The organism is Pseudoalteromonas sp. SR43-2, from assembly GCF_014163885.1.
GTDB classification, from domain to species: domain Bacteria; phylum Pseudomonadota; class Gammaproteobacteria; order Enterobacterales; family Alteromonadaceae; genus Pseudoalteromonas; species Pseudoalteromonas distincta.
In genome coordinates, this window is sequence record NZ_JACJED010000013.1 from 72,851 (window position 1) to 96,323 (window position 23,473).

Here is a 23,473-nt window from a genome sequence, read left to right on the forward strand (position 1 = left end):
TCCATATACTTCTTTGTTAAAATTGAGCTTTGTATCCACGTACAAGTTAATTGAATTAATATTTTTAAATCTTTAAGGTCGTGGTTTTCCCATTTTCTAATATAATGAGTTTCATCATTACCAAGCCACACGGCTCTATTTGCACAACTCTTTAGATTCTCATCTGTTACATAGTTATTTATAGCACGGCTTAATTGTTATCTCTTTAGTAATATCAGGTGCTTTAAATGCTTTAGGAAATGAATAGTTAAATTTAAACTTATTGTAAATGAATCCGATATTGTCTTTAATATATTGAGCTATATATAATCTTGCACAATTACTATTCATGCATTTCATTACTATTTCTAATTTTGTATCATATTTTTCTAATTCACCGGTTATGGTAACAAATATTCTAACAGGTATTTGTGCTGTATCACAAATTGGACATATATCAGCTTCTTGATCTATTTCAGCTTGAGTTCCATTTTCTAAGTTTATTCTTAAACTCATTTAAGATTCCTTTTGTTTATAAAGTTATATTCAACTTCAATTTTCCTTCAAACGCCTCAGCCAACTTTTCAGTTTCACTAAAAACAGTATTCCAATATTTAATTCGGGTGTCTGCATCAAGATCGGTAAAGTCGTTTCTGTCTGGAATTTTTCCGTAAGGTAAACTTGCTATAAATTCTTTTGATGGAGTAATCATTACCACGTTATCGTAATTAAGTGGCGATACTTTACGTTTTAAATTTTTATCGAACCACCCTGCTTTGGGCTCACTATTAAAATGCGGATATAAAATTAAGCCAGGGTTATTAATTTTTAAATCAAAGTGGTAATCAATTATTCCGCCATCGCGATATATTCCTTGCGGCGAGCCTTCAATATTTTTTATGCCTTGCATAACAAGTGGTATTGAACCCGATGCAAGTAACGCGTCTTTTAAATTATTTTGAGTAAGCGCTATGCTTTGCGTTTTAAAATTGTAGGTGTCGGTAATTGATAAGTCACTTGTTGCTGGGCCAAATATAAAGCGCTCATACTGTGTGCCTAATAATTTTCGGTTAACGCGGTTAAGCATGTAACTTTTTGATAAACCCATTAACTGTATTAGTTTATTTTCGCTGGCAATAAAGCCATTCGATTTTGCTACTATAAAGTGCGCTTTAAATATTGGGTTATTTATAATTTCGGTTACGCCGTTATCGCCAAAAACATCTTCAAGTAATGCGCGCGCTTTTATTGTGATTTCACTTGGTGTAGGTTTATTACTTGAATATCGCGTTTGCGAATACGATTTTGCTAAGCGCTCAATCGCAGCAACAGGATCGTTTTGTGCAAAACACGCAGAGCGAAAAGCGCCAGCAGACGAGCCAATTAAATTAAGTGGTTGGGTACGGTTTTTAAAAAATTCACCAAAAATATATTTATCTAAGCCAAATAATGTAAACCATTTAGGACCGCCACTTGCACCTAAAAAAGAGGTGAAAAGTTCAGGTTTAAAGCCCTGTTCGTTAATAATTTTAGCCGCTGTTTTCCCTGCGTGAATCTCGATCATCTAAAAAATTGTGCCTTTTATTTTGGTTGCTATAGTTTTTTTACAACACTGAAAGTGAATACTTATGCAAAACAAAAAGCGATTTCATGTTGCCATAAAACCGCTTTTTATAGTTAAGTGTGCTGAACTAGTCCCAAATGCCGTCTTCGCATTTACCCTGTACTTTTACATCTTTTACTTTAAATTCGGGCTCTAGACCTTTGTCTCTTTGTGCGTGGTAATCGCTCGTAACAGACAAAATAGTCGGCGTTAACAGTATAATAGCGATAACGTTAACCACTGTCATTAACCCTAAGGCAATATCGGCTAAATCCCAGACTTCTTTTAATGTGGCCGACGCGCCCCACAACATCATTGATAAATAAAGCAAAGTGTAAATGCCGCGCCCTACTTTGTTGTCGAGCTTAAAGAGGTGCAAGTTACTCTCTGCATAGGCGTAGTTTGCCACCACCGATGTAAAAGCAAATAAGGTTATAGCGGCTGCTACAAAGTAAACACCACCTTGTGCTAAATGAGCGGTCATCGCGCTTTGTGTTAAACGAATGCCTTCCATTTCGCCGCTAATATCTATATCGGCTAATAAAATGATCACCGCGGTACAGCTACACAGTACTATTGTATCGAAAAATACGCCTAGCATTTGTATGTAACCTTGCGTTACAGGGTGATTAGGTATTGGGCTGGCACTTGCTGAAGCATGCGGAACACTACCTGCACCGGCCTCATTAGAATATAAACCACGTTGAATACCGTTTTTAATGGCAGCGCCCATTGCACCGGCGCCTGCTTCTTGTAAACCAAACGCTGATAAAAATATATCTTTAAGCATGGCAGGTACTTGCGTGAAATTTATAATCGTAATAATAACGGCGGCAAGTACAAACACAATGCCCATTATTGGCACAACACGCTCTGCAAATCGGGCAATTGCCTTAAAGCCACCGAGTATAATTGAGCCTGCTAGTACGGTAATAACCAGACCTGAATAAAATGTAGGAACTTCAAACGCGTAATTAAGTGCATCGGTAATTGTGTTCGTTTGCATTGCACTAAACGTAAAGCCGTAACCTAAAAATAAACATGCGGCAAACACAATGGCAAATGCCCGGCTACCCAAACCTTGTTGAATATAATACGCAGGCCCGCCTCTAAACTCGCCACCACTATCGCGCACTTTATATACTTGCCCAAGTACGCTTTCAGCAAAGCCTGTAGCCATGCCCAATATGGCTATTACCCACATCCAAAATATAGCGCCGCTGCCGCCAAGTGAAATTGCAACCGCCACACCGGCTAAATTACCGGTACCGACCCGTGCACAAAGCCCTGTACACAATGCTTGGAATGATGAAATATCGTTTTTTTTACATTTGCTACTGCCTTTTAAAAGGCTAAACATATGTTTAAATTTAAGTATTTGAATTGCTTTTAGTCGTACTGAAAACCATACCCCCGTAAACAAGAGTATATAAATAAGTACCTGCCCTTCTCCCCATAAAAGGTTGTTTACGCTTTTGACGACGGTATCGAACATTGCTAATTCCTTCTTATATTTTTTATATTGATACCCTTTTTTGGGTATAACGGCATTTGCTTGCGACATCGACTAAAAATTTAATGCAAATAAGGCAGCTAAGCTGCCTTGAAACTATACATTATTTATTTTGCAAATGAACTCCTGCAATCATGCACCTAACTGAGCCACCAGCCGACTCAATAGTAGGTATTGGTAAGGGCACAAGCTTAGCCGTTTTTTGTATAACTGTTATTTGTGCCGGTGTAAGTGCATTAAACGCAGTTTGCGATAACGCTAAAATACGACCATTTTTACCTTGTAGCTCAATAGCATTGCCACAAAAGTTATTAATTTGCTCAAGCGTTAAATCGATCACTTGATGATGGCTTTTCAAAAAATGTTTAGCTAACTGTGCACGTTGATCAATTGGCACCATATTTAAACTGATCATTACAAATTTTGTAGCAATACACATTAAAACATTAGTGTGATAAACCGAAGTTCCTTGCTCGTCATATGCGTTAAACACTATGGGTGATAGTTTTAATTGCTCACATATTGTATTAACCACCGACTTGGTAGTTCTTTTTGATTCTACCGCGTAAGCGAGTTTATTTTGATGATCGATAACCAGTGAACCAGTGCCCTCAAGAAATGAATTTTCTTTCGATAAAAATGAATAATCAGTCACTGAAGACACTTTATAGTGATCCGTTAAAAAATCAATAATATCTTTTCGATATTCTAACCTTCTGTTTTCTACAAACATTGGATAGATTATTAATTGGCCACTTTGATGAGTTGAAAACCAATTGTTAGGAAAAACTGAATCGGGAGTGTGTGTTTGCTCATCTTCAAAAAGGTGAACTGTTACCCCTTCATTGTTTAATATTTGTACGGCATTAGTCACTTCTTTAAATGCTTGTTCACTTTGATTTTGTGCTAAGCATTCACTTTGAAATGCGTTATCGAGCATTGTGTGGGGATTAGATGTAAAGTGATGCGGCCTTACCATCACTACAGCATTGGGGGCTTGGTTTACTTCGCTCATGCCACGTGCTCTTTTACTAATGGTTGATCACTAAGCACTGAAAATAAATTACGAGGGTCCGCTTGTTGTGTAATTAAATCAAGCAAAGCAAACTCGCCCGTTTTAATTAACTCATCGCGTATAAATACCAGTGCTGTAAAGTCTTCGCTCGCAAAGCCAACGCCGTCAAAAATGGTTAATTCATCTTGGCTAGTACGCCCAAGCGACTGCTTATTAATAACTTTATGAAACTCAGTTACTGTAAAGCCTGGACTCATTTGTTGAATTTCGCCCTCTATTCGAGTTTGCGGCTCGTACTCAACAAATACATTAGCACGCTCAAGCAATCTAGCATCTAACTCTGTTTTACCTGGGCAATCACCACCTATGGCATTAATGTGCACACCTTGTGGGATCATGTCGTTTGTTAAAATAGTGGCGTTAGTTTTATCAGCAGTACAGGTAGTGATAATATCTGCCCCTTTTACTGCCTCTTGTACACTATTACAAATAGTCACGTTTAATCCGCATGCACTTAAATTAGCAAATGCTTTTTTAGAGGCGCTTTTATCTATATCGTATAAACGAATATGCGTAATACCTAGTACCGCTTTAAAAGCGAGTGCCTGAAACTCTGATTGAGCACCATTGCCTATTAAAGTAAGGGTTGTTGAGTTTTTAGGCGCTAAATATTTAGCTACCATTGCAGAAGTTGCGGCTGTACGTAGTGCTGTTAGTAAACACATTTCGCTTATCATAACCGGATAGCCACTATTTACATCGGCTAAAATACCAAATGCAGCGACTGTTTGAAGTTCTCTAAAGGTGTTTTTTGGGTGACCATTTACATATTTACAGCTGAACATTTGGCCATCACTCACTGGCATTAGCTCTATTACACCCTCTGGTGAGTGTGCTGCATAGCGAGATGACTTATCAAACTCTGTCCAACGGGCAAAGTCGGTTTCTAATTTATGTGTTAGATCTAGCAAAACGTTTTCGACCCCTAAGCTATTTATAAGCTTAGCCATTGCCTGAACGCTAACAAATGGAACGCCTTGTTTTGGCTGTGCTATAAAATGACTCATGTGGAAACCTCTTGAATAAATGTATTAGTTAATTTAAAACAAGTTTAGCGAGGCTACGTGCTATTTAATATGGCAATTAATTACACAAATAGTACTAATTTTTATTATTTTGCTATGCAGTTATGTACAATTTATGTATTTTGGTCAGTAACTTCTTTTAAAGGTTTGATTTATGACTCCCTATATTTACGACTCTCTTGATAATGCTTTAATAGCAGAATTACGAAAAGACGGCCGCGCTTCTATTTCAGCTTTAGCCGGTTCTTTAAATGTATCACGCGGGACAGTGCAAAATAGGTTAGATAGATTAGTTAGCTCAGGCGCTATATTAGGGTTTACTGTACGCGTTCACGAACACATAGAAACAGAAGCCGTGCGCGCAATTATGATGATAGAAGTCGTTGGTAAATCTACCTCACAAGTAATTAAAACAATGCGCGGAATACCCGAGCTTATAAAATTACACACCACCAATGGTGCATGGGATTTAGTTGCAGAGCTTCAAGCTGCAAATTTAAGTGAGTTTGATGGAGTGCTAAGGCAAGTACGCGAAATTGACGGTATTTTAAATAGTGAAACAAGCATATTGCTTTCATCAACTTAAGTTATTTTCAATATTTAAAAGAATACTTAAATGAAGAATATTTAAATGACACCCATTTAAATTTTTAAAAATTGAGGGACTAAACACTTAAAAATTATTTATTGTGTCTCTTATATGCGGTTAATTCCCTTAGCTACATCAACTAATTGATTAGAAGCTTCTATTTATCTAAATCGCAGATGAGTTAAAACCTTGAGTACATTCAGTCTAAACTTAGATAAGTTGTATTAAATAGTAAAACTAAGCAGTTAAAGCTTGGCTATTTTTGATATTGGGTCGTCGTTTGAAATGTTGATTATTGCAGTAGATTTCTATATTTTCGGCTTTACCAACAGCACCATGAAATATCTTAGTAAAGCGGGTTGTTAGTTTAAGCCAGTTTTTTTCGGTTATGTTTAATGTTTTTAATATAGGCGTTGTACTTTGATTTATATAACCTGGTTTGTCTGCCCTTATACACTTTCCTGTTTGCTCTACTAATTCTAGATAGTTTTTAAACTCAAATGGTAAACCTTTACTTATCTTTTGTGAGAGCTTTCCTACAAATTTAGCTAAAAACTTTGGCTGATTACCTGCTATTGCATGTTCAATTCGTTTTTTAATACTGGTAAATGATGATGTTTGAATGCTCTGTGAAACTTTTGCCCTTATAGGATTTAAGTCAACATATGCCATGCAAGCTAATAGTGCAGGCTCATCCAGTAAAGCTTGAGATTTAAAGCGCCCCTCCCAAAAACGGCCTGTACAATCGTCTTCTTTATTAGCTTGCCTTGCTATATTCTCGTTTAACGAACGCATAAACCAAGAAATATCTTTTAAACGATTTCTAAATTTCACTATACTATGTTTTAGTAACATTTTTTCTATATCCGATAGCGATTCACCTTCAAGGTAACGCTTTGATATATTCGTCCCTTTAAATGCTTTATGCCACCTTATACAAACAGCTCTACCTGTAAGCCTATTTGCTTTTTTATCATCTATATAAAGTACTAAATGTGTATGGTTACTCATTACCGCGTAAGCACAAATATCAATACAAAATACCTTCGCCAAAAATAATAAACGCTCCTCTACCCAATCTCTACGATGCTCATAGCTTTTGCCTGTTTGTGTATCAATTCCACATAGGTAAGCACGCCTCACACACCGAGAAATACAGTGATAGTAACGTGTATTGGAGAGGCTTATTTGTCTTTTTCGTGCAGTAGCCACAGGCATCATGCTCACTTTAAAATTTTATAAAGTATAGCTAAGGTTAATAAATGCACAAATTAGGGTGGGTGTCATTTAAATAAAAGGCATTTAAATGAATAATACTGCAACTTTAAGTCGCAGTATTATTCATGATTTGGGTATCCAATTTGCTTAATTGTAACGATACTCGCTTTGTGAGTAGTTATGCGTATTGCTGATCTCAAATTGGCTTTGCTGCGCTAAATAAGACCGACCTGCAGCCAAGCCTAATTTATGATCAAAACGTAAATCGTTATTTGAACTACCTAATAATTTGCTATGCAGTTTTTCGTCTGCAAAAATTTGTATTATTTCCACATCACTTGGTGGATTTGCAATAAACTCAAGCTCATCTAAATACGCTTTTTCGTGCTGTATTAAGTAGTCCAATGTTTTTGGACAATAGCCTGATGCTATAGCAAATGTTCTTAGCTTTTGTACCCATGCAGATTGCGCTTGAAAGTTAGCGTCAACCGTTCTTATTACAACAATTTTACGAGCACCTCGGTTGTAAGCCTCACGCACGGGAAGTGGAGCGGCTAAACCGCCGTCTAGATAAAAATCGCTCTGTGCTTGTTCTTCAACAAGATGTGTTTCATTCGCTGCTTTTGCGTTTAACCAAGGTGTTAACTTTACACCTTGTTTGTATAAAAACGGCAGTGCGCTAGAAGCCTTTAACAAATCACGCCATTGACCACTATCACCTGTAGGCGATAAGTAATAAGCTTTTCTGTCTCGTGCGTTTGTTGCTGTTATAAGTAGTTCACGCTCACCTAAACTAGTTTTCGCTGTTTTGAAATCTATAGCTCTGTTTACTTCAGTGGTTTTGTCAAAGTACCAATCTAAATCAACTATATGCTTACCCACTAATCCGCGACCAAGCTGAAAAAAACGCTTATTACGCGAAAGTCCTCTAATCAGGCGTTTAGCGTAGCCTTTTTGACGCGCTAAGTAGCTAGTTAAGTTTTGCGAACCCGCTGAAGTACCAATAAATAAATCAAATGGGTCATAGCTTTGCTCTAACCACGCATCAAGTACGCCAGCTGTGAATATCCCTCGCTGCCCGCCACCTTCAGCAATCAGAGCAACTTTTGGCTGCGCTGTTTTGTTAACTGAATTAGCTGTTGCGGTGTTTAGAGAGTTCACGGTGTACCTGCCTTTAATTTTATGATGTCTGGTTTAATAGCTACATTATAAAAAATAAAAGTGATATCTTAAAATTGATTGTTTAAATCAGTTCGATTGATAAAACAGAACGCTATATAGTTACTAAATCCACTTACTATAAGCTAGTTATTTAAAAAAAGACTGGTTTTAAACTTTGCAGACATCACATAAATTAATTCAATGTATAAATGAATGTTCTTTAATTGATGCCTGCAACATTAACAGAGGCAAGGTGTACGCTTGCTTAACTACACTATCTAAACTAATAGTTTTTGAGCTAATGTTTTATTTCCATTAGAATTTCGAGTGCACGGTGGCGTTTTTCACTATCGAATACATCATTGGTAAATATAAACTCATCAACTTCTAGCTGTTTCGCTATCATCTCTAACTTGTGTTTAATACTTACATGTCCTCCTACTACGCTTAGGCTTAAAAAGTTCTCTACATGAGCGCGTTCTTGTTCGCTCCACAACCCGTCCATGCTTTCAACAGGTGGTTTTAGCCACAGCTCATTACCGCGTATAAGTTCGAGTACACGTTGCTTAGAAGTAGTCGACAAGTATTGCGCTTCATCGTCGGTATCTGCAGCCACTAAAGGCAGTGCAAGCATGACATATGGCTTATCAAGTACGCTTGATGCTTTAAATTCTCGCTTATACAGCGCTATTGCGTCGTGCACAAAGCGCGGTGCAAAATGCCCTGCAAATACGTACGGTAACCCTTTTTGCGCCGCTAGTTGCGCGCTAAATAAACTCGAACCTAATAGCCAAATCGGAACGTTTGTATTCTCACCCGGTATAGCACGTATAGGGTGTGTACCGTTGTAAGGACCTAACAATGTTTGCAGCTCAGTTACCTCACCTGGGAAGTTTTCTGCGCGGCTCATATCGTTGTTTAATGCACGACTCGTTACAGGGTCGCTACCTGGTGCACGCCCTAGCCCTAAATCTATTCGCCCTGGATATAAGCTCTCTAATGTACCAAATTGTTCAGCAACAACTAATGGGGAGTGGTTAGGCAGCATAATACCGCCTGACCCAACGCGTATCTTTTTGGTATTACCTGCAATGTGACCAACCAAAATTGAAGTGGCCGCACAAATTATACCTGGCATATTATGATGCTCAGCAAGCCAAAAACGGTTAAAGCCAAGCTCATCTGCACGTTGGGCGTATTTAGTACTTTTATGAAGAGTTTTAGTTACGCTGTCCCCTTTGATCATGGGGGCAAGTTCTAATAACGAAAAAGGAATGGAATTTAACAAAATAGCAGCTCCTAAAAATGCATGCTAACAATGTATTACATCATTAGCATAAAACACTTAAATGGGTCTGCTATTAGGTCAATTCAAGTTACGCAGTGGTATTAAAGCAAAATAGGTATATGTTATTTTGCTCTAAGGTATTCAAGCAAGCTGCGCATCACGTTGGCGCAGCTTTTTATAGCCTTCTGAATCCACGCCTTTTTTCCAATACCCTGAGGATACAATATTACCGCGTGGTATATTAAATTGCTCTGTTAACAATGTCTTTGCTTTACGAACAAGCCCAGCTTCCAATGCCATAAATACAATGGGAGGCTCTGCTGTAGTGTGCAAATTTTGAAGCGCGCTAAGTAGCGCTTCGTCAGCATTGTCGGTAACAAGCCAATTAACATCGCGGCTTGTTTCTAAATCAATAATGTCTTTTTCGGTGGGTACATGTACAAAGGCATCAATTTTTGAAAATAAAGGTAATTGCTGTATGTACCCCTTTATTGCATTTACCGATGTTAAATCCCCTAGCAACACATAATGCGAATGCCCATAATTATCTAGCTTTTTAGGGCCTGGTCCTGCAATACCTAGCTCGTCGCCTACTTTTGCAATTTTAGCCCAGTCAGTTGCCGGACCTTGGTGCATATTTATAACAAAATCAAGTGTTAACGCGCCTGTTTGTGCATCTACATGCCTTATTGTGTAAGATCGCATACACGCTGTTTTTAAGTTAAAATCTACTTCACCATTTTTTGGGATCAGTACTTTTACATAGTTACCAATGTGCTGTGAGGTTAAGTCGTTAAAATCTTCAGAGCCTACAACAATGCGCTGTAAGTGCGGTGTGATTTGCTCTGTACTTAATACGTTGGCTTTGCGAATTTGTTTACTCATGTATTACCTCGTTTTACAAAACTTAGACTTTAATACCAACCTGCTATAAAAAGCAGGCATTGCACAACGCCCCATTGGTTGATAAAATCAACTATAACAAGTTAATTGACTTTGTCAACTATATTGAGAGTTCTATGAATACACCTTTATCAAATACGCTGTTTGAATTAATGCAAAATTACCGTGTAACAATTCGAGAAGCAATTAACGCAGGCGAACTTGGTATTAATGCTATGCACGTACGCTGCATACATATTATTGCGAATGTAAATAACTGTACGGCTAACGATATTGTTACTAAAACGCAGCGCGACAAAGCGCAAATAGCACGTTTAATTAAAGATCTTATTGGCTTAAATTTAATAAATAAACAGGCAAGTGAGCACGATAAGCGCTGCTTTATTTTGTCGCTCACAGAGCAAGGCAAAGTTCTTTTTGATAAGTTATTAGCCTCAGAGCAGAAAATAAATAATCAAATGTGTAAAAACTTAAATCCTCAGCAAATCAAAGACTTTTTAGATGTTGCACAACAAATGATCAAAAACATGGATTGATCAGCCATACATTCTTGGCATAACTTACACAAAACGCATATACTGTACATTTATACAGTAAATGCGTTTTAGGTTGTGTTATGTTTGTCATTCCCATTTATATAGAAGCAGGCGTGTGTGGTTTTGAATCCCCCGCAGCGCAGTACACCGAGCTAGGTGTAACCCTTGATGAGCTTTTAATAAAGCATCCAGATGCTACGTTTATTGGTATTGCATCGGGTAACTCTATGCAAGAAGTCGGAATTTTTGAGGGTGACTTATTAGTTATCGACCGTGCAGAGCCAGTAAAAAATGGTGACGTTATTGTTGCTAACTTAAATGGTCTTTTTGTATGCAAACTGCTTGATAAAACCAATGCACGGCTGCTTTCTGCTTCTTCTTTACATAAGCCTGTACAACTAACCTCTGCAGACGAGTTTCAGCTTGAGGGCGTAGTAACGCTATCAATAAGAATGCACAGGCAAAGCCCAGAGTTACTAAAATGTATGCCTTAGTTGATGCTGTGTCGTTTTATGCCAGTGCCGAAAAAGTATTCGACCCTGCTATTCGATCCAAACCTGTGGTTGTACTTACCAATAACGATGGCTGTGTATGCGCTATTTGCCCTATTGCTCGGCGCTTAAATATTCCTAAATTTGGCCCGTACTTTAAAGTTAAGCATTTACTTGAGCAAAACAACGTTGTTATTCGCTCTAGTAATTACGAGCTTTATGCTGATTTAAGCGACAAGATGATGAATATTATTGGCCGCTTTTGCGATACACAACACATATACAGTATTGATGAATCGTTTTTGCACTTTGATGGCTACAGATCATTAATTAAAGATTGGCATGAATACGGCCATACAATAAGGCGCACAGTATGGCGCGAAACAAAGCTACCTGTAGGTGTTGGTTTTGGCCCGACCCCTACTTTAGCAAAAGCCGCTAATCATGCCGCTAAAAAGCTCAGTGGTTTTAATGGTGTTGCAGTAATAAATAGCGAACAAACTCGCCAAGCTATTTTACAAAGAATGAGCTGCGAAGATGTGTGGGGAATAGGCCGGCGGCTAGCTAAAAAACTTAAAATAATGAATATACACACCGCCTGGGATCTTGCTCAGCAAAACCCTAGAGCAATGCGCCGTGCATTTAGTGTGGTTGTTGAGCGCACAGTAAGCGAGCTTAACGGAATAACATGTTTAAACTGGGATGATGTACGACAAGACAAGCGGGAGATTTATTCGACCCGTAGTTTTGGAGAGCGCATATGTGAGCCAACACCACTTAAAACAGCGCTAATTAACCATGTAACCACAGTGGCTAATAAACTAAGAGCGCAATGTTCGCTCACTCACCAGCTTTATATTTTTGCAGCCAGTGGCGCGCACGAAAATAAATATTATAAAAAGTCTTTTGTGTATAAGTTCCCCTCACCCACTAACGACACCTGCGTGATGGCTAATGCTGTATCTGAGGTATTTAATAAGATTTACCAACCCGGTATACGGTTTTATAAGTGTGGTGTAGGCGCTTTAGAACTTACGTCACAGCAATTTCAACAAAGTGATTTGTTTAACCAACGTACTGACAACCCACAATTAATGAGTTGCCTAGATGCTATAAATACACGGTATGGGAAAGGAATGCTTAGTTTAGCTAGTAGTAAATTAAATGACCGGTGGCACATGAACCGTGATTTTTTGTCGCCGCAGTACACCACGCGTTGGCGCGATATCCCTAAAATATACTGCGAATGATTTGCTACTTACTAGATGCTTTATTTACTTTCATCTGCTTTTTTAAATGTACACTCTACACTGGGTTCGCTCAATGTGTACTTTAGTGTGTTATCAGCTAAAAATCGGATACTTTGGCTAATTGTTTTTTCGTTTATTGCATCTTCACAACGGCTCATTCTTAAGCCATTTTCAAGACCATCACTTTTATATTTAAGCGTGCTGGTTATAAAACAAAAGTTTGGTTTTTTAATGGTTCGGGTACCATTGTGGAGCGATCCAAATATAATTTGCTCACCAAGTTTAAAACCCGCACTTACATCACCTTCATCTGTCAAACTCAAATTACTATTAACACATAATCCAGAATTGGCCGACACAACTTCGTAGGCACCCAATTTTGACTTTAAAAGCGGTATAAATCGTGTTTTATTACTCGGCTCAGAAAAAGCATTGGCACTTGTAAAAGCGACAGTTAATAAAGCGAGTGTTAAATATTTCATTTCGTGGGTGTATCCTCGTGAGTCAGCGTGTTAAATAATAGCAAAATGCCTAATCACTTAGCTTTTATAACTTTTAACAACTATAACAGAGATTTACTATAAAAGGAGAGAAGTCGTATTCAGGAACCAAGACGCGAGCAACTAGCGGAAGCTTTGCCCGACTATTACTTATTCTTACATGTGTGTAAGCCAGTAAGATAACGCAAGAGCAATTACCGATCCCATTAGGTTACAAACCTCGTGCCACAAATAAACCCCTTAGATTTAACACATTTAAATCCACAAAGATTCATCCTAGATACTGCATTACAAATCATTTTGCTGTTAAGTACTTTAGTTAATACGTACTTAAACAACAAAACGATTTATATCAATGCGCTTACTTGTAGGGAAATTAAACTCATAAAATTGTTTAGGTAGTACACAAATTACTATTTATTTTATTGCCAGTACTTTGCAAATAATAAAGGGTAGCTTTGCTTTAAAAACTTAGGTTTGTCTTTAAAACGTTTACCTTTGGGTTCATCACTGCCTGATGGAATAAACGGTAATTCGTCTTCGTTACGTTCTTCAAATAATAAACCGGCTATTAAATCATACTCATCAATATACGGGTAAGGCTGCTCATTTAAATAATAAACAGGTGTACACTGCGCTAACGAATCAGCATTTTCTAAAGCGTTTTCAAATACTGTTTTACCGCGCGAAATTAACCAACATCTAAACTCGCTAAAACCGTAATCGTCGTTACATCCAGCCATCACAAAAGCGGCACCAAACAAATCCCAGGTAAAACATTTACGCATATGTATGCCAAAGTGCTTATCAAAATCAATAAGGTGTTGATCGCTTAAATCATTAAGTTTAGTTTTTAGGTTATCGCTCACACTTTGCGGATCGAGCCCTAAATCAGGCGTTGTTACTAAATCCCAAAAAGCCTGCTCTGTTAACGTTGCCATTATAAAATCTCTTTTACTCGGCCAACTTGACCATCTTCTAAACGTACTTTAATACCGTGTGGGTGATTTGGTGATTTTGTTAAAAGGCGCTCAACCACACCTTCTGTTAATGTGCCGCTGCGTTGATCTTCTTTTAATACAATATTTACTGTGGTGCCTGATGAAATTTGCGAACGCGAAGGAACAGCCATAATTTAAACCCTAAAAATAATTTATCTAATTATAACGTCCATGTGATGTCATACCAACTAAACCGCTGTTAATTGGCTAAAAATGAGATGTGTGCTGGTTTTGCGTTCAACTTAATAGCTGCTAGATGGCTAAGTATAATCTGCATTAACTCATCAAATTGCGGTTTTGCATCTTCACGGGCTATCTCATCAATAAAGTAACATTGTACTTTTAACGTGTTTACTTCGTTATTTAAATCAACTGTATGCGTAAGATAATCAAAACCAATTACCATTTCTTTTATTGCTTCGCATACATTAGTAAGCGCTAAGCGAATTTGCTTATCGCGCTGTTTTTGAGTTTTAGTCATAAATATAAAGGTTACTTATTTAGTCTGGGCTTGTTGCTGTTTTTTAAACTCTTCGTAGTTAGAGTCTTGTTTATCTAGGCATTCGTAATATTCTTTGTCAGCTTTATAGTTACACTCATCAAGGCGCGCCGATTGCAATTCATGAAAACGTGCATCAGAGCTGCAGCCAGCCAAAACACATGATCCAATAATAAGTAATACGCTGCTTTTTAGTTTATTGATAAACATTAAATTTCCTTAGACTTTCTATATCGAAAAAGCGTTAAATTATTACGATACTATTGTATATTAGCGCCATAAAATCTTAATATCCAAAGGATCTATTACTATGATGTCGCAGTTACAAAAGTTGTTTCAGCGTATAGACAAAAGCAAGATATTTCAATCATTTGTTATAGCTGTAATTATTGTTTCTGCCCTTACAGTAGGTGCACACACTTACTCACTACATCCTACCGTAGAGCTTGCTCTAAATTGGATGGACGTTGGCATTACTGCATTCTTTTTAATTGAACTAATAATCCGCTTTGTTGCAAGCAAAGGCATTAAAGACTTCTTTTCTAAGGGATGGAATATATTTGACACTATCATAGTATTGGGCAGTTTATACCCTGCTGCTGGCTCTACAATGTTAATTGCTAGGCTGTTACGCATATTTAGAGTGTTACGATTGGTTTCAATGATCCCAGAGCTGCGTTTATTGGTTAACTCATTGCTTAAAGCCATTCCGCAAATGGGTTATATAGCCCTGCTCATGTTTGTTATTTTTTATATATACGCTGCAATGGGTAGCATGATGTTTGCTGAAATCAACCCTGTACTTTGGCAAGACGTCTCAATATCAATGCTTACCTTGTTTAGAATAGCAACGTTTGAAGATTGGACCGACATAATGTACGAAACAATGGCGGTGTACGAATTAAGCTGGATTTATTACCTTACGTTTATATTCTTAACTGCATTTGTATTTTTAAACATGATGGTAGGTGCAATACTTGAGGTAATGAGTGAGGAGCACCGAAATGCCCGAGAAGAGCTTGCGGATAACGATTCTCTACCTGCAACACAAGGTCAGGTAAATGAGCTACAAGTACAAATTGCAGAGCTTAAAGCGCTATTAAGTAAAGACAAATAAAAATATCTAAACTAAGTAACACCAACATCAATGATGTTGGTGTTACTTTGAGTTAAACGTTTAATTTGGGAAATATAAATACATTAATTACTTTTATTACTTTTATAACTTAAAGATTCATCACTCTTTGGATCTTCAAAAGAAATAACATTATCCACTTTCATTTTAAACGCATCAAAAAAAGCATTTTCTAAAACCGAAATAACAGCTTGAAAAGTCGAAACATCCGTATTATCTAATTGCCCCTCTATAGGAATGCGTGCAGCAACAAGTTTAGACTCATCGTTTTCAAGTATAGAGCCCAGTAAATCTACACTGCCTTCAAATATAGCAGTAAAGAAACCGTCATCATCTTTTTCTATATCTTCTCGCCAAGAAAATACACTCAGGTTTTGAACACCCGCTTTTACATAACCATTTAAGTTATTATCTTTAGCCACAAGTTCCATAGCGCCATCAATGCCCCCCGCTTCAATATCAAACGGTGTATACACTTTAAATACAGTGTCGAGATTTTTAACTGAGAAGCGCTGTACCTCTGCGTTAAAATCAAAATTAGCGTGTTTACTAAAAGGGTCTAGTTTGCCATCAAGCTTTAATGCGGCCTCCCCCATTAACGCCCCCTCTACATTTAGAGTAGTCACAAGTGTTTTTGATAGGTTTTGCGCATTCGTTATATTTTCAATTTTGGCATTAATATTTGATATAAAAGTGGGTTTTTCACCGCCATTGGTTAAGTTAACTAAGGTTAACTTGCCTTGCTCAATTATTAAGGTATCAATAGAAAACAGTACTAAGTCATTCGCCAGTCCCACCCAAGTGGTTTCATCTTTTACTTGTTGATTTTGCTCAGAAGCATTGGGGTCTTTATCGTAAATAACTATCTCAGGACGCGTAAAAGCCATGTTTGTGACTAAATTCCCTTTTAAAAGGGCTGACCACGCAAGTGAAAAATCGAGAGTTTGAATACTCAGTAAAGGCTTAGGAGCTGAAGTTGCATCAACAGCGTAAATTTCAACGTCGTCAATCGCGTAGGCACCGCGATATAAAAACAAATCTACATCACCAACATGCCCCGTAACACCTTGCGTATGTTTTAGCTGATAATTCACATACTGCTGAAGCGCATAAGGTGCGGCTATTCTGGCAATAATAAGGACTAATAAAATAACCGCAAATGAGTTAAACCATTTGCTATGAAATACATTAGAAACCGAGCTCATTGTAATTTCCTTTACCTAATACTTTAAAATGAGCATTTTAAACATGTAAGAATTACGCAAAATTGTAATAACACTACGTAAATCGTATTTAAAATACATCGTTAATAGCCTAAGTGAAGTTAAAGTGGCTAATTTAAGTATTAACAGCAAAGGTTATACCAATTTAAAATTGCTACAAAAAATTGGGTTTATGCAGCAATGCTTAACTAAATAAAAACAGCGAGTACCTTTAAGATATCAAGGATAGTGCTTGATCAAATCTAACTGGTTTACTGAATATAAAACCTTGGTATTTATCAATTTCTACGCTTTGTAATAACGTTAACTGAGCGGAGTTTTCTACGCCCTCTGCTATTACTTGGCAACCAATCATATGCGACATGTTAGTTACAGCAGATACAATACTTTTGTCTTTTGAGCACTCACAAATATTATCAATATAAGATTTGTCTATTTTAATGTAATCAACTGATAGCTCTTTTAAAACCGATATAGAAGAAAACCCAGTACCAAAGTCATCAATAGAAATACGCACACCGGTATTTTTTATGGCCGTAATCACTTTTGACAAATACGGTAAATTTTTAATCATGACTGTTTCTGTTATTTCTAAATGCACATTGTATGGTTTAACTGCGTATCTATTTAAAAGCGCGACTAAAAAATCTAAAAAGTTATGATTTTCTAGTTGCAGCACCGACACATTAATCGACAATCCAATATTACTATTTACGGCATTGAGCTTACTTAAGCTCGCAATGGCTTGCTCTAGTACAAATTCGCCGAGTATATTAATTTTTCCATATCGCTCTGCAATATCTATAAATTCTGAAGGGGGAATAAATTCATCATTAAACTGCCAACGGAGTAGTACTTCAAACGTGGTTATTTCATTTGTGCTTATATCAACAATAGGTTGATAACACAGATGAAAGTCACCTTTTTCTACGCACTCTTTAATTGAGCTGCGAAGTACTTCTTCTCTTTTAAGCGATTCATGCATTCGCTCGTCAAATACCGATATTTCATTACGGCTTTTCTTACCTTCATACATAGCTACATCAGCGTATTTAATCGCCTCTGCAAGATTAAAATTTTCGCGCGTAAAATACAGCCCAACCTTAAAAGAGGGATTTACTTGGTAGCTGTCCATGCTTACTGTTTTCGTTAAGGTTTTAACTAATCTAAAAACACAGTCAAAAAGTTCGTCTTCGGTGTTAGTGCGAGAATAAAAAATAAACTCATCACCTCCCCATCGACAAGCAATAAAGTCGCCTTGAGTTTGTGTTTCAACTAATCGTTTACCTGTTTGAGCCAGCACAAAATCACCAAAATCGTGACCGTATTTATCGTTGATGATTTTAAAGTCATCCATATCTAAAAATAAAACAGCTTTAATATCATCATTTTGATTGGCTAAATCAAGTTCAACATTAGAAACAAAGCTCCCCCTATTAAACAATTTAGTTAGGTTGTCTTTTTGCTCTAAAGAAATTATTTGTTCGGTACGAAGTTGCACTTCGTTTTCTAAGTTTTCAATAAATTGATCTAACTTAAGTTCGTTATTAATTGATGATTTTACATCTTTTGCACTACGTGAAGACGTTATAAAACACAAAATAAACCATAAAACGAGCCCTAAAACACCTAGTACATTCTCATCTTCAATAGGCTGTAAAAGTAATAAAATACTAAAAGGAACCAGTAAACAGGTTATATACGACAAGGAGGAACGAATATCAGAAGCTAAAACGTTTACACCGCCACCAGCAAGGGAGCTAAAAACAACCAGTGATACAAATTTTTCCTGCATTTGCATGTTTTCATAAAACAAAATAGGAAAAGCAGCCCATGTTAAAGCCGTTAATAATAAACCTATAAAATACAGATGATATTTAAAAGCATGGGTGTTGTTAACAAATACATGGCTTGCTATTCGAAGTAATGAAATAAATGATAACGTAAAAAGCCAGTAAAGCTTTTCTTGCGAGGCGCTGTGGTTAATACTGCTAAAAATAAGAAAACAAGAAACAACCGTGTTTATAGCAATTGCAGAACTAAAATAGGAGCTAACAAATGCTAATCGCTTATTGGCAAAGTTATTTGTGTGAGAGGTCATTAATGTTACTTGAATAGGCTGTTGCACAATGTAAACAGTTTACTTAAGTTCAATAATAAACAAAAGTGAACATTCATAAAAAAGTATTATTTTAGCCTCTTAAGCGGTTTTATAAGCCATTGAACTAAAAAGGGCTGGCAAATTGCCAACCCCTTTTGTTAATACTGATTATATATTATACCAATTCGCTTAATTAAGTGATCTATTTTGAGGGAAGAAAATCGTGTCGATAACAAGGCAAAAATTTCGTTATTTAGTTGTTCTATATCAGAAATATTTAACGTAGTTAGCGTCAGATTTAACCCCTCAAATTGATTAAGTATTATTGCGAATTGGTATTACTCACCATCAACAATTATGCGTAACATACGACGAAGTGGCTCTGCCGCGCCCCATAAAAGCTGATCGCCTACTGTAAATGCGCTAATGTATTTTGGTCCCATCGCTAATTTACGAATACGCCCAACAGGAATGCTTAAAGTGCCCGTTACTTTAACCGGTGTTAAATCTGTGGCGCTAATTTCACGCTCGTTTGGAATTACCTTAACCCACTCATTATGAGACGCTAAAATTTCTTCAATTTTTTCTACACTAATATCTTCACGTAATTTAATGGTCATCGCTTGTGAATGACAACGCATAGCGCCAATACGTACACATAAACCATCAATAGGCACTGGTTGCTTAGAAGAACCTAAAATTTTATTCGCTTCAACCTGTGCTTTCCACTCTTCTTTAGACTGACCGCTTGGCATAGGTACGTCAATCCACGGGATTAAACTGCCCGCTAATGGCACACCAAATTGATCTTGTGGTAAGTCTTTTGACGCCATTGATTCACTGACTATTTTATCAATTTCTAAAATAGCAGAACTTGGGTTATCTAATTGCTCGGCAACACTTGCATGAATAGCGCCCATTTGTGCAATAAGCTCTTTCATATTTCGTGCACCAGCACCAGAGGCTGCTTGGTAAGTCATTGGGCTTACCCATTCAATTAGGTCTTGCTCAAATAAACCGCCTAATGCGAGTAGCATTAGCGATACAGTACAGTTACCGCCAACAAACGTTTTAACGCCTTGCTCTAAGCCTTGTTCAATAACATCTTTGTTTACGGGATCTAGCACTATTATGCTGTCCTCACTCATACGCAGTGCTGAAGCTGCATCAATCCAGTAACCATCCCAACCCGACTCGCGTAATTTTGGATATACCGCATTGGTGTAGTCACCGCCTTGGCAAGTAACAATAATATCCATTTTAGCAAGTTCGCTAATGTCACTTGCATCTAGCAATGGTTTTGCGTCGCCTGCAATATCAGGGCCGAGTTGCCCCGCTTGTGAGGTGGTGAAAAAGGTGGTGTCGATATGGGCAAAATCACTTTGCTGCTGCATACGTTCTAATAACACAGAGCCAACCATGCCACGCCAACCGACTAATCCTACTTTTTTCATTGTTTGTTCCACTGTTTGATTCATAAAAGATGCCTTAATACATTAAAAATTAAATTCATTGCGTGAGATTTAATTTTCATTAACGTCAAAATAACACCACCAGCGCGCTAAAACTAGTGAATAAAGTAGAACTTAAATATTTTTCATAGTCATAAAAAAGCCCTGTATTAAATACAGGGCTAATAGGTAATTAGGTTTTATTATATCCCCCCTTCCTTGGGTAGAAAATTAAAACTCGTAGCTAAAACTTAAACTAAACTCAGTGCCTTCTTCTTGACGCCAAAGTGTTAAGTTTTCTTGTTCAATTTCTTTTTCTTGGCCAAGTATATTTTTAACTTTAAAATTAACTTTAGTATTAAAGTTAGGGAAGTAAGAATAAACTAAATCAAGAGAATGAAATGACTTTTCTTCTGCGTCTTCGTTACCACGCGTACCTGGTACGATTATGCGCGGCCCAAACACGTTATAAACAACTGAGGTAGAATGAAAACCATCAGCAGAGTCATAACCCATTTGTAAGTTTGCTACCCATTCAGAATGACCAACTAAACGACGTTTATTATTAGTAACAATGTTAGAAACAGAGTCAGCTTCCAACGCCTCTTTTAGTTGTTGTTCAAATAATGAATCAACCCCATCAGCATCGTTTATACCAAGCTCAACACTTGAATCCGATAGAGTAACGTTACCTGATAAAAATATGGCAGATAAATCATTATGAATAAAACTAAAGTCAGTTAAAAAATCTACCTCAATACCTGTTAGTTCACCCGACTGCGCATTTGCTGTTAGTAATTGCGGAGCAGCTCCACCAACACCCGCTAACTCAACCATTTCAATTGGGTTTTCAATATCTTTATAAAACAAAGCAACTGATAGATTGTTTCCTGAAGGCATGTACCACTCAAACCTAAAGTCAGCATTTTTTAGCTTAGAGCTTTGAAGTGTAGGCGAGCCTCGCACTAAAAACTCTGTTAGTGGGTCAACATAATAAGTTGAGCTTACATCACGCATATCTGGGCGAATCGTCGTTTCACTTAAGTTTAAGCGAAACTGCATTTCTTCATCCATAATATAAGTAATTGCTAAAGAAGGAAAAAAGTTATCTTCTTTTATTGCAACTTCGCTCACTTCTTCAATTGTTCCATCAAAGAAATTAGTATGAGCCTGAAAAGGCACTGATATTTGAGAAAAGTCTTCCCAACGAATACCACCGGTTATACGCCATGTGTTTTCGTAGAAAAAGTCGGCCATAAAATAATAAGCGTCTAACTTATGTGCAGCGCTGTACTTATCACCATCTGCGGTACCATCATCAAAAATACCAGAGCCTGTAATACTTGTATAAAACTCACTATTAGCTAAATTTTCGTCAGAAAAAATTTGGTCTATGTTTGAGCCAAAAGTAAAGTCATCAGCTATACCACGGTGCGTAATACCAAATTGAATATTGCTTGCATCACGTTTTTTTTCAGAAAAATCGCCACCCACCTTAAGCTCTAACTCATAGCCATCACCATAAAATGGGATACCCATATTCCAACCATATGTATCTACGTCATCATGCAAAGTTTGATAATCACGCGTTACGTTAGTAGCAGCAACATCTTGTAACTGTTCTGATTCAAAAACACCATCATTTAAGTTAGTTTGAAAAACAACATCTAATGCACCTGGAGCATCTCTGTTGGCGCGGCTTGTACCTGCATACCAATCAAAAAATAAATTTTCTAATTCAGGAAAATTATGCGTCCCTTTGAGCTGCGTAGAGAACATTTCACGCTCTTCATACATAACGTCAACACGGCGTAACTCAGTAACACCTTCTTCAGACTCGTTAGCATCGAAAAAGTCACGATTACGCACTCTGTCACTCATATCATGAAGAGCTATATTCGTTAGTTCAAATTTATGGTTATTATTAAATTCATAACCTAAATTTAATGTGCCACTCCAACGAACGGTTTGTTCAGTAGATATGCCATCATAAGTTTGTGCAAAACATTTATCTTCGCAGCCCAAACTCCCTAAATTTGTACCGCTTTGCTCTTTAACTACTTCCCATTCATTGTCATAGGAAACAGCGGCTAGAACGCCAAAAGTACCTACTTCAGACTCAAACCTATCACCTAGTGCTACTGAAAAATTCATGCCTGGATCAACGTCTTTCTCATTAGGTCCAACTTGCCAATCTAGAGATTGTAAGAGCGCTTGACGCTGCTCAAGCGTAGTACTGCTGTCACCTTCAAGTCCTGCATCACTTTTAAGCGCTGTAGAAATTAATGAAGGTAAAGCACGTGTACCATCATCGCGCCCCATCCAATCATCATCACCACCACTGTAAAAATAACCGGTGTCACTGTTAGAGGTGTTATATGAAGTACCTAACTGTATTTTAAACAAAAAATCAGAAGGAATAGATTTGGTGCGTATATTTACATTACCACCACCAAAGTGCGCTGGCATATCAGGAGAAAACGATTTCTGCACACTTAAACTTTCAATAATATCCGATGGAAATAAATCCAGTGGAACAACTGATCGAGTGGGATCTGGGCTTGGAACATACATGCTATTAAGTTGGGTACTTGAATAACGCTCACCCAAACCACGAACATAAATATATTTACCATCGACTAAGGTTAAACCAGTCACACGACGAAGCGCTGAAGCTGCATCGCCATCACCTGTGCGTGATATTTGATCAGCACCCATAATATCAGCAACAAATGCCTGATTTTGACGCTCTTGTAGTACTGCGCCTGCACTACCTTTTAGTCGCTGGCCAACAGCAACTACTTCTTCTATTTCTTGCTCTTCGGCTTCGGCTGCTATAGCTGTGTTTACTGATAGCCCCATAATTGCAGCCATAACTGCGCAATTTAGTTTACATAGAACAAGAGAAGAGGGTTTAAAAGATTTCATTTTT

The 23,473-nt window shown here is 37.4% G+C and carries 23 protein-coding genes; 5 read left to right on the forward strand and 18 right to left on the reverse strand.

Going from position 1 to position 23,473, the window contains the following annotated elements:
• Positions 1 to 174: 174 nt before the first annotated feature.
• The 5 genes from H5120_RS12265 to H5120_RS12285 all read right to left on the reverse strand — a co-directional run bounded on the left by H5120_RS12265 (position 175) and on the right by H5120_RS12285 (position 5,177).
• On the reverse strand, positions 175 to 495 hold the full coding sequence (locus H5120_RS12265) for a hypothetical protein (RefSeq protein ID WP_182674634.1): 321 nt from the start codon (positions 493 to 495) through the stop codon (positions 175 to 177).
• A gap of 16 nt (positions 496 to 511) precedes the next feature.
• Positions 512 to 1,543 (reverse strand): patatin-like phospholipase family protein, encoded by a 1,032-nt coding sequence (locus H5120_RS12270; protein WP_182674636.1) that lies wholly within the window; start codon positions 1,541 to 1,543, stop codon positions 512 to 514.
• Between the two features lie 127 nt (positions 1,544 to 1,670).
• Positions 1,671 to 3,077, reverse strand: a complete 1,407-nt coding sequence (locus H5120_RS12275; RefSeq protein WP_024609079.1) for a sodium:alanine symporter family protein — start codon at positions 3,075 to 3,077, stop codon at positions 1,671 to 1,673.
• Between the two features lie 121 nt (positions 3,078 to 3,198).
• Positions 3,199 to 4,110 (reverse strand): citrulline utilization hydrolase CtlX, encoded by a 912-nt coding sequence (gene ctlX, locus H5120_RS12280; protein ID WP_182674638.1) that lies wholly within the window; start codon positions 4,108 to 4,110, stop codon positions 3,199 to 3,201.
• Positions 4,107 to 5,177 (reverse strand): ornithine cyclodeaminase, encoded by a 1,071-nt coding sequence (locus tag H5120_RS12285; protein WP_182674640.1) that lies wholly within the window; start codon positions 5,175 to 5,177, stop codon positions 4,107 to 4,109. Before H5120_RS12285 ends, ctlX begins: the two co-directional genes overlap by 4 nt.
• 172 nt (positions 5,178 to 5,349) lie before the next feature.
• Between H5120_RS12285 and H5120_RS12290 the strand changes: the two genes are divergently transcribed.
• The gene (locus H5120_RS12290; protein WP_007377579.1) at positions 5,350 to 5,781 is read left to right on the forward strand and encodes an Lrp/AsnC family transcriptional regulator; all 432 of its coding nucleotides are present in this window, start codon (positions 5,350 to 5,352) and stop codon (positions 5,779 to 5,781) included.
• Between the two features lie 240 nt (positions 5,782 to 6,021).
• On the opposite strand, the gene H5120_RS12295 is transcribed toward H5120_RS12290, so the two are convergent.
• The 4 genes from H5120_RS12295 to H5120_RS12310 all read right to left on the reverse strand — a co-directional run bounded on the left by H5120_RS12295 (position 6,022) and on the right by H5120_RS12310 (position 10,336).
• Positions 6,022 to 6,996: a transposase gene (locus tag H5120_RS12295; protein WP_182674642.1), complete on the reverse strand. Its 975-nt coding sequence runs from the start codon at positions 6,994 to 6,996 to the stop codon at positions 6,022 to 6,024.
• 153 nt (positions 6,997 to 7,149) lie between these two features.
• The gene (locus H5120_RS12300; RefSeq protein WP_024609084.1) at positions 7,150 to 8,163 is read right to left on the reverse strand and encodes a patatin family protein; all 1,014 of its coding nucleotides are present in this window, start codon (positions 8,161 to 8,163) and stop codon (positions 7,150 to 7,152) included.
• A gap of 298 nt (positions 8,164 to 8,461) precedes the next feature.
• Positions 8,462 to 9,451 carry an LLM class flavin-dependent oxidoreductase gene (locus H5120_RS12305; protein ID WP_182674645.1) on the reverse strand — a complete coding sequence of 330 codons (990 nt, stop codon included), beginning with the start codon at positions 9,449 to 9,451 and terminating at the stop codon, positions 8,462 to 8,464.
• A gap of 141 nt (positions 9,452 to 9,592) precedes the next feature.
• A complete protein-coding gene (locus tag H5120_RS12310) occupies positions 9,593 to 10,336 on the reverse strand; it encodes a siderophore-interacting protein (RefSeq protein WP_182674647.1) in 744 nt (247 codons plus the stop codon).
• 134 nt (positions 10,337 to 10,470) lie between these two features.
• Between H5120_RS12310 and H5120_RS12315 the strand changes: the two genes are divergently transcribed.
• From H5120_RS12315 to H5120_RS12325, 3 genes are all read left to right on the forward strand, one after another.
• Complete coding sequence (locus H5120_RS12315) at positions 10,471 to 10,890, forward strand: MarR family winged helix-turn-helix transcriptional regulator (protein WP_182674649.1); 420 nt, start codon at positions 10,471 to 10,473, stop codon at positions 10,888 to 10,890.
• 80 nt (positions 10,891 to 10,970) lie between these two features.
• The gene (locus H5120_RS12320; protein ID WP_007377584.1) at positions 10,971 to 11,384 is read left to right on the forward strand and encodes a S24 family peptidase; all 414 of its coding nucleotides are present in this window, start codon (positions 10,971 to 10,973) and stop codon (positions 11,382 to 11,384) included.
• Positions 11,372 to 12,631: a Y-family DNA polymerase gene (locus H5120_RS12325; protein WP_182674651.1), complete on the forward strand. Its 1,260-nt coding sequence runs from the start codon at positions 11,372 to 11,374 to the stop codon at positions 12,629 to 12,631. The genes H5120_RS12320 and H5120_RS12325 overlap by 13 nt, the downstream gene beginning before the upstream one ends.
• A 20-nt stretch (positions 12,632 to 12,651) precedes the next feature.
• Here H5120_RS12325 and H5120_RS12330 read toward each other — a convergent pair whose 3' ends face one another.
• From H5120_RS12330 to H5120_RS12350, 5 genes are all read right to left on the reverse strand, one after another.
• Positions 12,652 to 13,113, reverse strand: coding sequence for a hypothetical protein (locus tag H5120_RS12330; RefSeq protein WP_182674652.1), 462 nt, complete (start codon positions 13,111 to 13,113; stop codon positions 12,652 to 12,654).
• Positions 13,114 to 13,553: 440 nt separating this feature from the next.
• Positions 13,554 to 14,072, reverse strand: a complete 519-nt coding sequence (locus H5120_RS12335) for a DUF4240 domain-containing protein (RefSeq protein WP_182674654.1) — start codon at positions 14,070 to 14,072, stop codon at positions 13,554 to 13,556.
• Positions 14,072 to 14,263, reverse strand: coding sequence for a YwbE family protein (locus H5120_RS12340; RefSeq protein WP_182674656.1), 192 nt, complete (start codon positions 14,261 to 14,263; stop codon positions 14,072 to 14,074). The genes H5120_RS12335 and H5120_RS12340 overlap by 1 nt, the downstream gene beginning before the upstream one ends.
• A 68-nt stretch (positions 14,264 to 14,331) precedes the next feature.
• Positions 14,332 to 14,613 (reverse strand): hypothetical protein, encoded by a 282-nt coding sequence (locus tag H5120_RS12345; RefSeq protein WP_182674658.1) that lies wholly within the window; start codon positions 14,611 to 14,613, stop codon positions 14,332 to 14,334.
• Positions 14,614 to 14,628: 15 nt separating this feature from the next.
• On the reverse strand, positions 14,629 to 14,841 hold the full coding sequence (locus tag H5120_RS12350; RefSeq protein ID WP_182674660.1) for a hypothetical protein: 213 nt from the start codon (positions 14,839 to 14,841) through the stop codon (positions 14,629 to 14,631).
• 100 nt (positions 14,842 to 14,941) lie between these two features.
• On the opposite strand from H5120_RS12350, the gene H5120_RS12355 reads away from it, so the two are divergent.
• Positions 14,942 to 15,748 carry an ion transporter gene (locus H5120_RS12355; protein ID WP_004334787.1) on the forward strand — a complete coding sequence of 269 codons (807 nt, stop codon included), beginning with the start codon at positions 14,942 to 14,944 and terminating at the stop codon, positions 15,746 to 15,748.
• 83 nt (positions 15,749 to 15,831) lie between these two features.
• Here H5120_RS12355 and H5120_RS12360 read toward each other — a convergent pair whose 3' ends face one another.
• The 4 genes from H5120_RS12360 to H5120_RS12375 form a co-directional block, all read right to left on the reverse strand.
• A complete protein-coding gene (locus H5120_RS12360) occupies positions 15,832 to 16,971 on the reverse strand; it encodes a DUF748 domain-containing protein (RefSeq protein WP_182674663.1) in 1,140 nt (379 codons plus the stop codon).
• 229 nt (positions 16,972 to 17,200) lie between these two features.
• Entirely contained in the window at positions 17,201 to 19,090 is a 1,890-nt protein-coding gene (locus H5120_RS12365; RefSeq protein WP_220487081.1) for a bifunctional diguanylate cyclase/phosphodiesterase, read from the reverse strand.
• A gap of 338 nt (positions 19,091 to 19,428) precedes the next feature.
• On the reverse strand, positions 19,429 to 20,568 hold the full coding sequence (gene asd, locus H5120_RS12370; protein ID WP_182674667.1) for an aspartate-semialdehyde dehydrogenase: 1,140 nt from the start codon (positions 20,566 to 20,568) through the stop codon (positions 19,429 to 19,431).
• A 204-nt stretch (positions 20,569 to 20,772) separates the two neighbouring features.
• Positions 20,773 to 23,469: a TonB-dependent receptor domain-containing protein gene (locus H5120_RS12375; RefSeq protein ID WP_182674669.1), complete on the reverse strand. Its 2,697-nt coding sequence runs from the start codon at positions 23,467 to 23,469 to the stop codon at positions 20,773 to 20,775.
• Between the last annotated feature and the right edge of the window lie 4 nt (positions 23,470 to 23,473).

Excerpts from the sequence above, each read along its gene's own strand:
- H5120_RS12265 (WP_182674634.1), bottom strand. The coding sequence starts at position 495 with ATGAGTTTAAGAATAAACTTAGAAAATGGAACTCAAGCTGAAATAGAT.
- H5120_RS12270 (WP_182674636.1), bottom strand. The coding sequence starts at position 1,543 with ATGATCGAGATTCACGCAGGGAAAACAGCGGCTAAAATTATTAACGAA.
- H5120_RS12275 (WP_024609079.1), bottom strand. The coding sequence starts at position 3,077 with ATGTTCGATACCGTCGTCAAAAGCGTAAACAACCTTTTATGGGGAGAA.
- ctlX (WP_182674638.1), bottom strand. The coding sequence starts at position 4,110 with ATGAGCGAAGTAAACCAAGCCCCCAATGCTGTAGTGATGGTAAGGCCG.
- H5120_RS12285 (WP_182674640.1), bottom strand. The coding sequence starts at position 5,177 with ATGAGTCATTTTATAGCACAGCCAAAACAAGGCGTTCCATTTGTTAGC.
- H5120_RS12290 (WP_007377579.1), top strand. The coding sequence starts at position 5,350 with ATGACTCCCTATATTTACGACTCTCTTGATAATGCTTTAATAGCAGAA.
- H5120_RS12310 (WP_182674647.1), bottom strand. The coding sequence starts at position 10,336 with ATGAGTAAACAAATTCGCAAAGCCAACGTATTAAGTACAGAGCAAATC.
- H5120_RS12315 (WP_182674649.1), top strand. The coding sequence starts at position 10,471 with ATGAATACACCTTTATCAAATACGCTGTTTGAATTAATGCAAAATTAC.
- H5120_RS12320 (WP_007377584.1), top strand. The coding sequence starts at position 10,971 with ATGTTTGTCATTCCCATTTATATAGAAGCAGGCGTGTGTGGTTTTGAA.
- H5120_RS12325 (WP_182674651.1), top strand. The coding sequence starts at position 11,372 with ATGTATGCCTTAGTTGATGCTGTGTCGTTTTATGCCAGTGCCGAAAAA.
- H5120_RS12330 (WP_182674652.1), bottom strand. The coding sequence starts at position 13,113 with ATGAAATATTTAACACTCGCTTTATTAACTGTCGCTTTTACAAGTGCC.
- H5120_RS12335 (WP_182674654.1), bottom strand. The coding sequence starts at position 14,072 with ATGGCAACGTTAACAGAGCAGGCTTTTTGGGATTTAGTAACAACGCCT.
- H5120_RS12340 (WP_182674656.1), bottom strand. The coding sequence starts at position 14,263 with ATGGCTGTTCCTTCGCGTTCGCAAATTTCATCAGGCACCACAGTAAAT.
- H5120_RS12345 (WP_182674658.1), bottom strand. The coding sequence starts at position 14,613 with ATGACTAAAACTCAAAAACAGCGCGATAAGCAAATTCGCTTAGCGCTT.
- H5120_RS12350 (WP_182674660.1), bottom strand. The coding sequence starts at position 14,841 with ATGTTTATCAATAAACTAAAAAGCAGCGTATTACTTATTATTGGATCA.
- H5120_RS12355 (WP_004334787.1), top strand. The coding sequence starts at position 14,942 with ATGATGTCGCAGTTACAAAAGTTGTTTCAGCGTATAGACAAAAGCAAG.
- H5120_RS12360 (WP_182674663.1), bottom strand. The coding sequence starts at position 16,971 with ATGAGCTCGGTTTCTAATGTATTTCATAGCAAATGGTTTAACTCATTT.
- H5120_RS12365 (WP_220487081.1), bottom strand. The coding sequence starts at position 19,090 with ATGACCTCTCACACAAATAACTTTGCCAATAAGCGATTAGCATTTGTT.
- asd (WP_182674667.1), bottom strand. The coding sequence starts at position 20,568 with ATGAATCAAACAGTGGAACAAACAATGAAAAAAGTAGGATTAGTCGGT.
- H5120_RS12375 (WP_182674669.1), bottom strand. The coding sequence starts at position 23,469 with ATGAAATCTTTTAAACCCTCTTCTCTTGTTCTATGTAAACTAAATTGC.